General features: G+C 35.3%; 16 protein-coding genes. 5 read left to right on the forward strand and 11 right to left on the reverse strand.

The window, feature by feature from the left end; genetic code table 11:
* Positions 1 to 73: 73 nt before the first annotated feature.
* Positions 74 to 574: a thiol peroxidase gene (gene tpx, locus ABID46_RS04565; RefSeq protein ID WP_354507528.1), complete on the reverse strand. Its 501-nt coding sequence runs from the start codon at positions 572 to 574 to the stop codon at positions 74 to 76.
* 158 nt (positions 575 to 732) lie between these two features.
* On the opposite strand from tpx, the gene ABID46_RS04570 reads away from it, so the two are divergent.
* From ABID46_RS04570 to ABID46_RS04585, 4 genes are all read left to right on the forward strand, one after another.
* On the forward strand, positions 733 to 1,911 hold the full coding sequence (locus ABID46_RS04570) for a pyridoxal phosphate-dependent aminotransferase (protein ID WP_354507530.1): 1,179 nt from the start codon (positions 733 to 735) through the stop codon (positions 1,909 to 1,911).
* A gap of 97 nt (positions 1,912 to 2,008) precedes the next feature.
* Positions 2,009 to 3,061, forward strand: coding sequence for an NAD(P)/FAD-dependent oxidoreductase (locus ABID46_RS04575; RefSeq protein WP_354507532.1), 1,053 nt, complete (start codon positions 2,009 to 2,011; stop codon positions 3,059 to 3,061).
* A 61-nt stretch (positions 3,062 to 3,122) separates the two neighbouring features.
* A complete protein-coding gene (locus ABID46_RS04580) occupies positions 3,123 to 4,400 on the forward strand; it encodes a lipopolysaccharide biosynthesis protein (protein ID WP_354507534.1) in 1,278 nt (425 codons plus the stop codon).
* Positions 4,378 to 5,010, forward strand: coding sequence for an acyltransferase (locus tag ABID46_RS04585; RefSeq protein WP_354507536.1), 633 nt, complete (start codon positions 4,378 to 4,380; stop codon positions 5,008 to 5,010). The genes ABID46_RS04580 and ABID46_RS04585 overlap by 23 nt, the downstream gene beginning before the upstream one ends.
* On the opposite strand, the gene ABID46_RS04590 is transcribed toward ABID46_RS04585, so the two are convergent.
* The 9 genes from ABID46_RS04590 to ABID46_RS04630 form a co-directional block, all read right to left on the reverse strand.
* Entirely contained in the window at positions 5,007 to 6,185 is a 1,179-nt protein-coding gene (locus tag ABID46_RS04590; protein ID WP_354507538.1) for a hypothetical protein, read from the reverse strand. The two genes, ABID46_RS04585 and ABID46_RS04590, sit on opposite strands and share 4 nt — an antisense overlap.
* A gap of 10 nt (positions 6,186 to 6,195) precedes the next feature.
* The gene (locus tag ABID46_RS04595) at positions 6,196 to 7,617 is read right to left on the reverse strand and encodes a hypothetical protein (protein WP_354507540.1); all 1,422 of its coding nucleotides are present in this window, start codon (positions 7,615 to 7,617) and stop codon (positions 6,196 to 6,198) included.
* A 105-nt stretch (positions 7,618 to 7,722) separates the two neighbouring features.
* Positions 7,723 to 8,598, reverse strand: coding sequence for a hypothetical protein (locus tag ABID46_RS04600; RefSeq protein ID WP_354507542.1), 876 nt, complete (start codon positions 8,596 to 8,598; stop codon positions 7,723 to 7,725).
* Positions 8,599 to 8,617: 19 nt separating this feature from the next.
* Positions 8,618 to 9,844: a polysaccharide deacetylase family protein gene (locus ABID46_RS04605; protein ID WP_354507544.1), complete on the reverse strand. Its 1,227-nt coding sequence runs from the start codon at positions 9,842 to 9,844 to the stop codon at positions 8,618 to 8,620.
* 4 nt (positions 9,845 to 9,848) lie between these two features.
* Positions 9,849 to 10,541: a RadC family protein gene (gene radC / locus ABID46_RS04610; protein ID WP_354507546.1), complete on the reverse strand. Its 693-nt coding sequence runs from the start codon at positions 10,539 to 10,541 to the stop codon at positions 9,849 to 9,851.
* 65 nt (positions 10,542 to 10,606) lie between these two features.
* On the reverse strand, positions 10,607 to 11,287 hold the full coding sequence (gene pnuC / locus ABID46_RS04615) for a nicotinamide riboside transporter PnuC (protein WP_354507548.1): 681 nt from the start codon (positions 11,285 to 11,287) through the stop codon (positions 10,607 to 10,609).
* Positions 11,288 to 11,340: 53 nt separating this feature from the next.
* Positions 11,341 to 12,036, reverse strand: coding sequence for a Bax inhibitor-1/YccA family protein (locus ABID46_RS04620; protein WP_354507550.1), 696 nt, complete (start codon positions 12,034 to 12,036; stop codon positions 11,341 to 11,343).
* Positions 12,037 to 12,098: 62 nt separating this feature from the next.
* Positions 12,099 to 12,674, reverse strand: a complete 576-nt coding sequence (locus tag ABID46_RS04625) for a hypothetical protein (RefSeq protein ID WP_354507552.1) — start codon at positions 12,672 to 12,674, stop codon at positions 12,099 to 12,101.
* 90 nt (positions 12,675 to 12,764) lie between these two features.
* Positions 12,765 to 13,394, reverse strand: a complete 630-nt coding sequence (locus ABID46_RS04630) for a 4'-phosphopantetheinyl transferase family protein (RefSeq protein WP_354507554.1) — start codon at positions 13,392 to 13,394, stop codon at positions 12,765 to 12,767.
* A 79-nt stretch (positions 13,395 to 13,473) separates the two neighbouring features.
* Here ABID46_RS04630 and ahcY point away from each other — a divergent pair, with 79 nt between their 5' ends.
* Positions 13,474 to 14,787: an adenosylhomocysteinase gene (gene ahcY, locus ABID46_RS04635; RefSeq protein WP_354507556.1), complete on the forward strand. Its 1,314-nt coding sequence runs from the start codon at positions 13,474 to 13,476 to the stop codon at positions 14,785 to 14,787.
* Between the two features lie 556 nt (positions 14,788 to 15,343).
* On the opposite strand, the gene ABID46_RS04640 is transcribed toward ahcY, so the two are convergent.
* Complete coding sequence (locus ABID46_RS04640) at positions 15,344 to 15,637, reverse strand: F0F1 ATP synthase subunit delta/epsilon (RefSeq protein ID WP_354507558.1); 294 nt, start codon at positions 15,635 to 15,637, stop codon at positions 15,344 to 15,346.
* Between the last annotated feature and the right edge of the window lie 12 nt (positions 15,638 to 15,649).

Below are 15,649 nucleotides of genomic sequence, written 5' to 3' on the forward strand. Positions count from 1 at the left end.
TTTTTTATTGGAATTAGTCAAAAAAAAATCCCCGTCTTTGGACAGGGATTTTTTTATTCAATTTACTAAATGCTTATTTTAATGCAGCTAATGCAGCATCATAATTAGGCTCTTGCCCAATTTCAGGAACTTGTTCGGTATACACCACATTTCCTTCTTCATTTACTACAACCACTGCTCTACTCATCAATCCTTCCAAAGGACCATCAGTAATTTTCACCTGATAGGATTTCGAAAAATTATCATCTTTAAATTCCGATAAGGAGACCACATTATCCAATCCTTCTGCTGCACAAAAACGATTCAAAGCAAAAGGTAAATCTCTAGAAATACATAAAACTTTTGTATTGTCCAAACCAGATGCTTGCTCATTGAACGTACGCACAGATTGCGCACAAACTCCAGTATCAACACTTGGGAATATATTTAAAACAAGTTTTTGACCTGAATAATCTGCCAAAGTCTTTGTTGATAAATCCGATGCAGTCAACTCAAAATTTGGTGCTTTGGATCCAATTGCAGGTAATTCTCCCAATGTGTGAATACTATTTCCTTTTAATGTAATATTTGCCATACTAAATTTTTTAGGCAATTTACGTCTATCTTGCTGAATTCAGTCTTAAGAAATTGCAAAAAAAATCTACAAAGAATGAATTTCAACACCCTAAACAACCATTTCAGAATCTCAAAAATATCTATCTTCGCGTATTATTTCGCAAACAAACAACAGATATGCAACTTTCAAATCGATTGGAAAATTTACAACCACCAGCGACCATTGCGATGACGCAAAAAGCAAGAGAATACAAAGCGCAAGGAAAAGACGTCATTAGCTTAAGCATTGGAGAACCCGATTTTGATACACCAGATTTCATTAAAGAAGCGGCTAAAAAAGCCATTGATGAAAACTATTCTCATTATCCGCCTGTAGCTGGATTTCCAGAATTGAAGGAAGCCATTATCCGAAAATTCAAGCGCGATAATAACTTCGAATACAAACCATCGCAAATTGTGGTTTCAACCGGTGCAAAACAATCCATTTACAATACATTCCAATGTATTTTGAGTGATGGTGATGAAGTAATCATTCCAACTCCTTATTGGGTTACCTATGCAGATATTGTCGAAATTTCAGGAGGAAAACCTGTTTTTGTTCAAACGACGGTTGAATCCAAATTCAAAGCTAGTGTTGAAATGTTGGAAAAGGCAATTAGTCCGAAAACAAAAGCTTTGATCTTTAGTTCACCCAATAATCCAAGTGGATGTGTATATTCCAAAGAAGAATTGCACGAAATTGCCAAATTTGCTCAAAAACATGATTTGATTATTGTCTCTGACGAAATCTATGAGCACATTGTGTATGGCGAAAAAATGACAAGCATTGCAAGTTTCCCTGAAGCTTACGATCGTACTGTAACCATCAATGGTTTGTCCAAAGCATTTGCGATGACCGGATGGAGAATTGGGTACATTGGAGCACCAGAAAAAATTGCCAAAGCTTGTGATACCTTGCAAAGTCAAGTTACATCTGGAGCCAATTCGATTGCACAAAGAGCTGCTATTACGGCTTTGGATGCGGATTTATCTGAAATTCAATACATGATTGATGCGTTTGAAAAACGTCGTTCTTTGATGATGAAATGGGTAGAAGAAATTGAGGTTTTCAAAATGCCTGAACCAGAAGGAGCTTTTTATATTTTCCCTGATGTTTCTGCGACTTTTGGAAAAACCTACAAAGGAAAATTGGTTCAAAATGCTGATGATTTATCTATGTTGATTTTGGACGAAGCTTATGTTTCAACTGTTTCAGGTTCAGCTTTTGGAATGGACAATTGTTTGCGTATTTCCTATGCGGCTTCAGAAGAACAATTGAACGAAGCCATGCGAAGAATCAAAGAATTGCTTGCCTAATTCATACTGACACAAATCAGCGGAATTTCCGCAATTCAGTTGTAAATTTGCATTCGATTCGAGCGAATAAATTGCTCACATCTAAATTATTGATCAAATGATTCAAACAGACATACTTATCATCGGAGCGGGACCAACAGGATTATTCATGGTTTTTGAAGCTGGATTGTTGAAATTGCGTTGCCATATTATCGACGCTTTGCCTCAACCTGGTGGACAATTAGCTGAATTGTATCCAAAAAAACCCATTTTTGACATTCCTGGATATCCGTCTGTTGGCGCTGGTGAATTGATCGATAATTTAATGGAACAAATCAAACAATTCGAACCGGGTTTCACCTTAAATGAAGTTGCCGAAACCATCGATAAACAAGAAGACGGAAGTTTTATTGTAACAACCAATCGTGGGACAAAACATCATGCAAAAGCCGTTGCGATTGCTGGTGGTTTAGGTAGTTTCGAACCAAGAAAACCTGAATTGACCGATGTAGCGAAATTCGAAGAAAAAGGAATCGAATATTTCGTACGAAATCCAGAAATGTTCCGTGACAAACGCATTGTGATTGCAGGTGGTGGAGATTCTGCATTGGACTGGAGTATCTTCTTGGCAGATGTTGCATCAGAAGTTACCTTGGTTCACAGACGAAATGAATTCCGTGGTGCTTTGGATTCCGTTGAAAAAGTGCAGGAATTGAAAAAAATGGGCAAAATCAATTTGATTACCCCTGCAGAAGTTGTTGAACTTCATGGCGATGAACATTTAACGGCTATTACGCTTCAAAAAGAAGGTGAAAAACAAACCATCGAAACCGATTATTTAATTCCTTTATTTGGATTGACTCCTAAATTGGGACCGATTGCAAATTGGGGATTGGAAATCGAGAAAAATGCCATCAAAGTGAACAATGCATTGGATTATCAGACCAATGTGGATGGAATTTATGCTGTGGGAGACATCAATACCTATCCTGGAAAGTTGAAATTGATTTTATGTGGATTTCACGAAGCAACCATGGCTTGCCAAAGCATTTATCAACGATTGAATCCAGGGAAAAAGTATATTTTAAAATACACAACGGTTTCTGGAATTGACGGATTTGATGGTTCTCGAAAAGAAGCAGAAAAAGCCGTTGTCAAATCCATTGATTAATATATTTAATCTTTCCTTTCTAATTTTAAAGCAGTAGTTTTGTTTTGGAATCTCAAATCTATTGAAGGCATTTAATTTCAGTTCGAAACAATTCAAAACCAAAAACTTCAAAGGAGTTCTTTCTTTGTTGGCGGGTAGCACCATTTCCAAAATTATTGTGACCATCGGTGGGATTTTTCTCGCCAATTATTATGGCCCAGAAAGCTATGGTGTTTACAATGTATTTCTAAGTTATATTTTAATACTTCCTGTTTTGGCTGGTTTACGACTGGATAACATCATGATTCTGCAAAGAGGAAGTAAGGAAATTCGAAATTTGTTTAGTGGAATTATTTACATCAGTTTGATCCTGACGTTTATTCTTATCTCTCTGATTGCTATTCTCAAGCTACTTAACATTTATTCGTTTGATATATCCTATGGATTGCTTGGTTTGGTTGGAATTGCATCTGTTTTGACTGGATGGAATTTGACGCAGAATAATTTGTTTACGAAATACAAATTATTCAAACAAATCTCCACGGCTTTTATCATTTCATCTATTGTTTCGGTTGTATTTCAAGGTATATTTTACCTACTTGGATATGAAGAAAATGGATTGATTTATGGTTGGATTATCGGATTGATCGCTTCCTTTTTCTACAATTTACGTGTTTCCAAAAATCAAATTAGCTCAGTAAACATACAGGAATTAAAAGCGAGTATCAAAGAACACCAAAATATTGTAAAGTTTACGTATCCGTCTGATTCCATCAATGCGATCGCCAATAACATTATGCCGATAATCGTAATTGCATATTTTGCGACCTCAGAAATTGGATTGTATGGAATGGCTCACAAAATTTTATCGATTCCTCTCCTACTCTTAACCAGTTCCATTTCGAGGGTTTATTTTCAGAAGTCGGTAAGTTTGTATCATTCCGATAAAAAATCCCTACAAAAATTAACCTATAAAGTGATTCTTACCAACGTAGCCGTGATTTTGGTTTTCGTTATTTTGATGAATACGATTGGCATGTACATTCTCAATAGAATTTTTAGTGATAGTTGGGCTGGCTTAGGAACTTATGTTTTGGCTTTATCGTTTTGGATTTTGGCAAGAAGCGCCATGAACCCAATAGCCTCTCTTGTGATGGTGATCAATAAAAATCATTTCTCCTTGATTTTCAACCTTTATTTATTGGCCGTAAATTTATTCGCCATTTACGTAGGGGTGATGAAAAATGATTTTCTATATTGCGTATGGATTTTCTCCATCTTATCTGGCATTGGGTATTTGGTTTTGTTAGGTTTAGTATTGTATTATTTGCGAAAAGATGTCAAAGTATCAACAAATTAATTGGAAAAAGAAATTGGATTATTTCCTTTTTGGATGGATTGTGAATTGGGCATTTCCAGCATATGTGCGACCAAAATATGGGTATATCCCTTACCGAACTCTATTCTTTTACAATGTCATTCCGCAAAAACTATTTGGAATTAATCGGCATACACCTTGGCCCGTTCATTTTACATCGAAAGTTTCAAGTCCAGAAAAAATCAAAACTGGAATCATGTCCGATCCAGGAGATAATATCGGAATATATATCCAAGCCAACATGGGTCTTGAAATTGGTCACAATGTGGGATTTGGAGCAGGAACAGCCATAATTTCTTCCAATCATAACCACAACGACCATTCGGTTCATGATGAAATCAATCCAATACGAATTGGAAATAATGTGTTCGTTGGGGCTAATTCTGTTATTTTACCTGGTGTTCAAATTGGTGACAATGTCGTCATTGGTGCAGGATCTGTGGTCAACAAAGACATACCTTCTAACTCCATTGCCGTTGGGAATCCTTGCAAAGTGGTCAAAGAAAAAGAAGCCTACCAAGAACGATTTGATCAGATTGAATTCAACCGAGAATTAACGGATCAACAAAAAGAATATTTTTCGAGTTATTAATTCTTTGATCGAATAATTTCAGCCGATTTATGCTTCTCATAATTCGTAAACTCCTTGCCATACGGATCTGTAATTTTCCCCTTGCCCTCAAAAATTAATTTCGAACCTCGGTTTAATTTTAAATAGGCTTGTGGCGGCAATACAATTGAATCCGATATAGTCAAGGTAACATTTTTAGCCACTTCAAAATTATTGTAGAATCTTCGTGTTTTGTTCCAATTTGTATTTTCCTTGATATCCCATTTCGCACCGTAATGCGATTCTGGCGTTACAAATTGCATCAAATTAGTTCGCGTTAAATTCCAATGCATTTTTTTGATTTCTGTTGGCTGTAACCAATTTCTTGGATCATCTCCTTTTTGAGACATCATGGAATACCTGCATTTATTAGCCGAGTGATATTCATTAGCATGACCCAATCCAAAATTATGTCCTAACTCATGCGCCAATCCTTTGGCTCCTCCTACGTGCCAATTTCTGGTTTCCTCCCAAGTTGTATTGTAATCCCGCGGTGATTCATACTTTTGGAACAAATATTTCAGATACCGATTGGGAATATGAGCTTGTGAACTTCTTTTTAAATTACGTTCGGTTGGAAATTCCGCCGCTGCTGAACCCGTCAAATCGAAATTCTTACCTTTTGCTCGTTCTATTTCGTCAAATCTTTGACCATTTGTCGTAAAATAAACATTTATCCCTTTTGGAATATTGGGTGCTGAAGAAATAGAATCATCCAAGGATTTGATGTACCATTTTTCTGTTGGCGAAAATCCACCAAATTTCTTATTATCTGGATCAGCTCCAGAATTCATATAATCCCAAGCATAGGTGTTTTTTACTTGTAAAACATTAGGTTTGAATTGGATTTTGGAGTGTTTTAAAAAATCGGTATTGTTATAACATCCTTCCAAATTATCTGGCAAAATGAAATTCGCATAGAGATAATTCAATTGATCTAAATAATCGTCCATTATTTTTTTTTGCTCAGGGTCTTTCAAATCATAATTTCCCTTTCCATCTGATCGATACAACAAAACAATATTCAATTGAACTTCCAAAGGTTTATAATACTCTTCCAAAGGATATTGATAGTGCTCAGGATCTTTATTCTGCCCAAAAGCTAAAGGAAATTGTTGCAATGTGAAAACCAAAATGAGGAAAAGATATTTTTTCATACAAAGGACTTTAAAAAGGTTTGGGAATTAATTTTTTCAATTGATCTTTCCATGTTGGAGGATTAAATTTCACTTTCGACATATTTTCCACCGAATACTCGATCAATTTTTTTTGAAATATATAATTTGGAGAAATTCGTTGGTCATAAGGTATATTCTGCAAATTTCCATAAATCATATATTTATGACTGAAAGGGTTGAATTCTTCACAGCCAGACAAATCAAATTCATGTGCCCATCTTGCCGTTAACTGACCTTGTGCAATTTCATGAGTAAACAAATCACTAATTCGTATTTCATTTTCTTTGGCATAAATCTTAGCAGATTCCAACCAAGAGTTAAAATTTTCTAGATGATACGGATGATGCGTATACCCCAATGAATCAAACAAAGTTTCAGCCGTTTTCAATTGGTCTGGACTTCTTAAATTCCGAACCATTTGCACGCCATCTCCTGTAATATTAATCGTTTTTTGATTGTTGAATTGAGAGAAATACAAGACATTGTAATATTTAGGCGTCGTTCGAGGAACGAGAAATTGGCTTCGATAATTTTCCTCAAATGAAGAATTCTTTGGAAGATTCAAAACTTCTTGATAGTGAAATTGAAATTGATGAGATAAATGTTTTGCTATATGGGTATCTCTTTTACTATTGGCATCACCTCTATTAAATGTATAAAACTGAATGTCTTTCCAAAAATCATTACTCAATGCCAACAAAGTTCTTGAATCATAACCGGCAGTCAAAGCTTGGAAAACTCTTTCATAACGATTGAAAACAGCTTTGTAATTGCCTTGTAAGATTTCCCTTATATACTCCAAAACTTCCTTTTCAGTCATCCGATTTGGTTGGGTAAAGGAAATTCTTTGCACTGAGTTTCGTTTAAAATCAAAATAATGATTGGGTAGGAGTTTTTTCACTTGTTTTATCCAAGTTAAATCTCCCAAAAACCATTGATCAAAACGTTGAAAACCTTTGTCTTGTTTCAGAAGAGATGATTCTGGAATAAATTCAACTTTATCCTTCAGAATATCAACCATTAATTTAACTGACGAGCTCAACAATAAATGGTTGTTTGTTTGAGAATAATTTAGTTGTCGCTGCCCAAACATATCATGCAACACAATGCAATCCAAGTTGTTTCTGTACAAAAGTAAAAAGCGACCAGAATAATGCCCTATTTCCCGAAATAATTCTTCTTTTGTCGTTTTCGTTGCTAAATCCCTGAGGATTTCATCATGACCTAGCATAGGTTTGAGCGGATTGATGATAAATCCCAACAAGCATAATTCTATGTCCTCAACTTGTAATTTTGTGATTTCCAAGCTGGGTTCATAATAGAGAAATACATCTCCAAATTGAATTTCCAAAAAATCAAGAAACTCCAGCTCAATTGATTGTGATGAAAGGATGTATTGCTTTATTTTCATCTAGAATAGGCTTATAAATATTTTTTTGAAAACAAAAATTTCTGTGGTGAAGTTCAAATTATGATTCCCCTCTAATGGTAAAGTTAGCATTTTTTTAAGTGTTCCTTAGATATTTTGATAGATACTGAAAAAATTCTCTTCGGCTCCAAAACTACGGTTGAACTCATTGACACCGGCTAAACTAGAACCTTCGAAGTCAAAATACTCTCTACTTAAACAATGATTTTGGAAAATCTCATTCAAAATAAACGTAATTTCACCTGATTGCTTATGTGATTTATTTCGGATTGAAAACAAATGGATCAATCTAGATTTTGAGTCCAATAAGAGGCAAATGGCAATTGTTTCCTTTTGGTCATTTTGGATGGAATAACCAATTAATTTATTATTTGATTGAATGATTTTCAGCAAATTGATTAATTTCTCAATGTTTTTTTCTGATATAAATTTATCATCATTCAATTGAAATAGAGTTCGTATTTCGCTCAAAGAAAACTCCTTCTTGAGCATAAGCGAATTTTTCTTTGCAAGACTTAAATCACTTTTTCTTCCTTTTTTGAAACCTTTGTAAATTTCTGAGTAAGGACGATTCAATAACAATAATTGATTGATTTTCGATTCTCCTTTCGGATTGAATTTCGCGGCATTTTCTTCATTGAAATGATAAGAACGAACACGGTATTGATGCAATTTCGATTCGAATTTTTGGAATAATTCTGTCGAAATTTCTTTCGGATAAAACACACCCAATTGTTGACAACACAAGGGTTGAAGAACAAATTTGAACCCGAATTTTCGTTGAAAAGGAATCGGCATCAAAACCTCATAATCACCATAAACCAAACATTCCCAATTGCCTTTTGTGACAACGTCTAAATACCAATATTCCGCATAAACACGATAATTCAAAGAAGCTGAAAGAGTCTTGGAATATTTTTCCAAATCCAAATCTTTGCGTTTTATTTTACGGATTTCCGACATCGGCACAAAAATAGCAAAACTAATCGGTGAAAACGGAATTCATCACTTCTTCCCAACCTTCCCATTGCCCATGGAAATTGGAATTATGAAAAAGAACCACCATTTGTCCGTTGACTTTTTGAATTTCTTTTTTCAATCGAATCAATTCTTGAATGGATTCCTCTTTAGACCATTTCAAATAATTACGCATCGAAACATCCATTGCGCAAAAGGGAACCACTTTCAAATCCGTTGTTTGATTGGCTTCCAAATCGAACCAATAAAAAGGCGTGCAAGTTCCCGCTCTGAAACCAGTTTCGTCGGCATAAGCCATTGTATGATCTTCCTTGATTCCGTTTGCTAAAAGGTTTCGATAGGTTTCTGGGAATTTTAATTTCAAATAATGCTGACGCGATTTTTCAATCGGTTTCCCCAAAACTTTGGATAATCGTTCGATTTCAATTTTGAGTTTGTTGAGATTGGAATTCGAGGAATACGACGGATGAATCCCAAATTCTGCCCAACTGGAAATTTCCTGAATTTTCGCTTGAAAAGCAGGATTATTGACTGGATTATTTTTGTCAAACTCATCATAATCGGCCATCAACCAAAAGAAAATCATCCGAACCTTGGGATTCTTTTGAACGATTTTTTGAAACAAACCAAAGGTATCATAAGGATCTTTTTCTTGCCCCGAAATGATGGCCTTTCGCTTGTTGAATTCTTGAAAATTTCCTTTGGCTAAATCTTTCAAATAAGCACCATAGGTTCGTTTGAACCCTTTGTGTTTGTATTGCCAAGCTTGGTCCACGTCGCAGGTCAAGACTTGTTCAAATTCTCGTTTTTTGAATTCAATTTGCGGATATTTTGTTTTGATTTCCTCTTGAAATTTTAAAATCATTTCATCGACAAAAGGTTTTTTATAGGCTCGACCTACGCCTGAAAATCGGTCGTGGTGATCGCGCTTTTGAGGCAAATATTCTTCGTATCGACTCAAGGCATAAAAACATTTCCCAATCGGATGCAATTCTGATTCTTTTACCGAAGAATTCACATCGGACTGAAACATCAATTCATCCGAAACCCAATGTATTTCGTCTGAAATTGATGATTTTGCATACGATATTTTGGCTTGATTGGAACCTTCAAAAAATTGAACATTTGTCGTCAATTCAAAATTAAGTCCTGAAAATTCATTCAACACAAAATCAAAAATATATTGAACGCGTGGAGTGATTTTTTCGGTGTAGATCAGGATTTTTTGCATATTCTCAGAGATTGCCCTCATCGGCAAAGCTAAAATACGCTTTTTGTGTCACAATCAAATGGTCGATGACTTGAATGTCCAACAACTTGGCGGCTTCTTGTATTTTTTGCGTCAATTGGATGTCCGATCGGCTGGGTTGTAGATTCCCAGACGGATGGTTGTGCGCAAGGATAATTCCCGTTGCCATTTTCTCCAAAGCGGTTTTCATAATCAGCCGAACGTCAACAGTTGTTTGATTAATTCCGCCTTTGCTGATTTGTTCTTGGTGAATCACAAAATTGGCTTGGTTCAAATACAACACCCAAAATTCTTCCACCGGAGAATCGCCAATTAAACTTTGCAACAAGCGGAATACATCTCGGCTATTGGTAAACTTAGGTTTTTCTAAAAATTCTTCAGTGGCACGACGTCTTCCGATTTCCAAAGCGGTTAAAATGCTGACGGCTTTGGCTTCACCGATGCCTTTGAATTCGCATAAATCTTTGACCGATAATTTGGCCAATTCGTTCCAATTGTGATTAACCGTAGAAAGAATTCGTTTGGCCAATTCCACTGCCGATTCGTTGCGAGAGCCACTTCCCATAATGATGGCGAGAAGTTCCGAATCTGACAAAACACGTTGTCCTTTGAGCAATAATTTTTCGCGCGGCCGATCGTCCTCCGCCCAGTTTTTGATGGATTTTTGCTGGTAAGTCATAGGTAGAATTGTTTTTAGGTCTTTTAAAGATACAATTTAAAACCTAAAAAAGAAAACTTAAACCCCTAATTTGACAGCGATTGCAAACTTGCTTGTTTCCTCCATTCCAACAAACCTTTCACCGCCAAAATCGTGAAAATTAAGTATTGAAATGAGGAGATTGCATAGCCTTTGTGCATCAATAGCGGAATCATAATCAAATCTCCGATAATCCAAAAAATCCAGTTGTCGACTTTTTGTTTCGCCATCATCCACATTCCAATCAAGAAAATTCCCGTTAAAGAAGCATCTACATAATCAACCGTCGTATAATGATGTCCAAATTGGTATTCTTGCGAAAAATCAAATCCAGCATTGATCAAGGGACGGAAATAATAGATAGTCAGAATGAAACAAAACGTCAGAATAAACAATCCGACTGATTTCAAATAATCAAGTTTGGAGGCCCAATAAACCGGAACATGAATATGATCTTCTTCGGTGTTTTTATACCATAAAATCCATCCATAAACGCTCATTATGGTGTAGTAAATATTGATCAGACTTTCCCCATACAAACCCCAATTGAAATACAAATAGATATACAAAAAGGTGGAAACAATTCCCGTCGGAAACACCCAAATATTTCGTCGCATCGAAAAGAAAACACTCGCAATTCCTAGAATCGCAGCAATGATTTCCAAGACAATTTGAAAGGTATCGTAGTTTTTGTAGGGTTCGATTAAATAGGAAAAAAATTCACTCATAAGTCCAATAAAAAAGCCCGGTTGAAACCGAGCTTATATAATCAATGTATCAATTAATCTCTTGACATAAAAATTTGCAAAATGTACCAGAAAAGCAACATCAAAGATGCAAATAATGATAAAGCTGCTGGAACATATTGGTTCGTAGAATATTCATTTTTGATTTGATGTGTTGAATACAAAATACTACCCGAAGCAAGTACGACCATCCCAACAGAAAACCATAATCCCAAGTTAAATCCGAAAATTACACCTGCGGCAATTAAACCTAAAGCAATAAAAAATCCAATGGTTAATCCTGTTTTCAAAATAGAAAAATTCACTTTGGTCATCATCACTGCTGCGGTTAGTCCTAAAAACATTCCTGCTGTGATGATTCCGGCTTGCATGATCATTTTCGGTCCACCGCCATAATACATCGCCAAATATAAAATGGGGATGAAGATGATGGCTTCAGCCAAAATGAACAAGAAATAACCCATGTATTGTTTTGACTTATCAAAGGTATTGTTGGCCATATTTTGCGCAACATAAGTTACGCCCATAAATCCTGCTAAAAGGATCAACCAAGAATAGCCTTGAAGCGACAACATAAGATTGACCAAAGGATCAATTCTCAATAAAATCGTTTCTAAAATGATAAAAATAAGTACACCCAATGCAACGTGCATATAGGTCTTTTTGTAGAATTCTGCCTTTTCAACTTCCGTAGCATTTGCTACAAGGATAGGGTTGTTATTGTATTCCATTCTTTTAAATTTTGCTAAAGATAGAAAAATCTTTTGAAGCCCTAACAGGGTTTGGAACCCTGTTAGGGCTGATTGTGCGTAAAGATGAAGTTTTCAATATCATCAAACCAACTTATCACTTCTTTCCCTTTTACAAATTTTGGATTTTGACTACAAATTTTTTTGTAAGAAGAAAATGGGTAATTAGTGAAGTCTGCAATCAACTTATGTTTTAAAGGATTTCTATGAATATAAATTACCGTTGAAATTAATTGTTGTTGTGTACTAATACGCTTTCTCCTATAAGGTAAATCAAACAATTTACCCGTTCGATTTTCTTGTTTATTAAATGATTGCGCATAAGAATTAAAAAAATTAGAAAATTGTTTTTGAAGAAATGAAATTGGGATGTTGCTTGTGGAATTTTGAAGCTTAGCGATTTCAGTTTCAGATTTCATTCTTACTAATAAATGAAAATGATTGGGTATCAAACAATATGCATATAATTCTGCTATTGGAAATAGATAGTATTCTAATTTATTTAAAAAATAGGAATAATTTGACTTTTGCTTAAAAATTACTTGACCATTAATTCCTCTATTGAAAATATGGTAATAAACATCGAATTCAATGGTATCTGTATATTTTTTATTACCCATCTATTCCATTTTAGAATAGTAATTTACAAAATAAATTGATATGGTAGCCCTAACAGGGTTTGGAACCCTGTTAGGGCTAGTTAAAGAAAATCACTCAAAATCAACTACCCAAACCAAATAGTAATCTTCAATTAAGGTATAATAGGCCAAAAATTTCTCGCTTTTTACCTCATCTGAAATCCAACAAACGATGGGTTCATTTTCTTTTAATTCGAAAGGTTCTACGCGATAATGATGCAAGAAATTCCAAAGATTCCCACCATTTAGTTTGTACAAACCTTCCTTGATTCCCCAAATCACATGCAAATATTCTTCTTCGCGTTCTTTGGGAATCCAATTGGCTTCATCTTCTCGAATGAACTTTTCTTTGATGTTCAGAATTTTATGCGGACGTGCTTTTTCAATATCAATCCCAATGAAATATTCGCTCAATCCTACACAAACCATATCAAACGAATGCGTAATGGAAAATTGTTTGCTCGCAGGTAAATAGGGTTTTCCCCGCTCGTCATACAACACATCTAAATCCAAATTCAAGACTTTCAAACAAGCACGCAAGCCCAAATATTCCTTTCCTTGTTTGGGGCCCATTGTCAGATATTTCATGATTCTATACGGACTTAACTGCAAGAAATCCAACAATTCTTCATCGGTTTCTGTTGTTTTCCAACAGATGATTCGAGTAGAATTATCATTATGTAAAGAATTGATAAGAGGCATTTTAACTTTGGGTAATTAGTTCGTACATTTGCAATCCGAAATAACTTAAACGGAAATCAAAATTAGATAAATTAAATTTATGAATACACAAGTTCAATACATTCCTTACAAAGTGAAAGATATTTCTTTGGCAGAATGGGGAAGAAAAGAAATTAAATTAGCAGAAGCTGAAATGCCAGGATTGATGGCAATTCGTGAAGAATACGGTCCATCTCAACCATTGAAAGGAGCAAGAATCGCAGGATGTTTGCACATGACCATCCAAACAGCTGTTTTGATCGAAACTTTGGTTGCTTTGGGAGCAGATGTAACTTGGTCTTCTTGTAACATTTTCTCAACGCAAGATCATGCTGCTGCTGCCATCGCTGCTGCTGGAATTCCAGTTTATGCATGGAAAGGTATGAATGCTGAAGAATTTGATTGGTGTATTGAACAAACCTTATTCTTCGGTGAAGATAGACAACCCTTGAACATGATTTTGGACGATGGTGGAGATTTGACCAATATGGTTTTCGATAAATATCCAGAATTAACCAAAGACATCAAAGGTCTTTCAGAAGAAACAACAACAGGAGTTCACCGTTTGTACGAAAGAATGCAAAACGGAACGTTGGTTATGCCAGCAATCAACGTGAATGATTCCGTAACGAAATCGAAATTTGACAATAAATACGGATGTCGTGAGTCGGCAGTAGATGCGATTCGTCGTGCGACCGACGTGATGTTGGCTGGAAAACGTGTGGTAGTTTGTGGATTTGGAGACGTTGGAAAAGGTACAGCGGCTTCTTTCCGTGGAGCTGGTTCAATCGTTACTGTAACGGAAATCGATCCAATCTGTGCGTTACAAGCTACAATGGAAGGTTACGAAGTGAAGAGATTGGATACAGTAATTGAAACTGCTGATATCATTATCACGACTACGGGTAACTTCAACATCGTTCAAGGTTCTCATTTCGAAAAAATGAAAGACAAAACCATCGTTTGTAACATTGGGCATTTCGATAACGAAATCGATATGGCTTGGTTAAACGCAAACTATGGTTCAACGAAATATGAAGTAAAACCTCAAGTTGACGTTTATAACATCAATGGAAATGAAATCATCATTTTGGCGGAAGGTCGTTTGGTGAATTTAGGTTGTGCAACGGGTCACCCATCTTTCGTAATGTCCAATTCATTCTCGAATCAAACATTGGCTCAAATAGAATTATGGACGAATTCTGCAGCTTACGAAAACAAAGTTTATACTTTACCAAAACATTTGGATGAAAAGGTTGCAGCTTTGCATTTGGCGAAATTGGGAGTTGAATTGGAAACGTTAACGCAAGAACAAGCTGATTACATCGGCGTTCAAGTAGAAGGTCCATTCAAACCAGAATATTATAGATATTAATTCGAAGTTGAATTTAAATAAATCAAAACCTGTTAGGAAACTAGCAGGTTTTTTTTGTGATAATTAACTAGCCCTGTTAGGGTTTGGAACCCTAACAGGGCTTCACAAGAACAAACAGTTTTTATTCGTAGTTTTATAGAAGTATGAATAAACTACCAGCTATTACACCGTTTCGAATCTTGTCACCTATATTATTCATAGGATTCATATTAATGGGAATCAACACAAATCTTATTTATGATTACGGTAAATTCATAGTGGTACTCTTTTTAATTCAGCTCCTTTTAGTAGAAACTGATTTTACACTTTTAAGAATTGCAAATTCCACAAATACCATTTTAACTGAATTGTTAATAATATTTATATTGGTTATCTATTGGTATGTATATCATTTCAATTTCTAAATTCATCCATAAAAAATCCCATCCAAAAATTCTGAAAAAAAATTAAAAGAAGAGCCCTGTTAGGGTTTGGAACCCTAACAGGGCTGTAAAAGTTTACAAACAAAAAAATCCCGACAGTTGCCTATCGGGATTTATTATGATATTGAATTGTATTAATTCGCTAAAATGGTTACCACATTGTTGCTCATTTCAACCACTCCTCCGTTTACTTCTAACAAATAAACCAATTCGTTGGCTGGTGATTGCTCCAATTTACCTGAAACGTTTTTAAAATCATCAAATGACTTTGAATGCGTTTTGATTTTGATTGTTCCTTTATCCAAAGAAGAAACAATTGGCGCGTGGTTATTCAACATTTGAAATTCACCATCTTTTCCAGGAACGGTAACAGCGTCAACGTCTCCTTCAAAAATTACGTGTTGTGGTGTTATAATGTGTAATTTCATTTCTTTAATTTT

The sequence above is a fragment of the Moheibacter stercoris genome, assembly GCF_040545805.1.
Classification (GTDB): Bacteria; Bacteroidota; Bacteroidia; order Flavobacteriales; family Weeksellaceae; genus Moheibacter; species Moheibacter stercoris.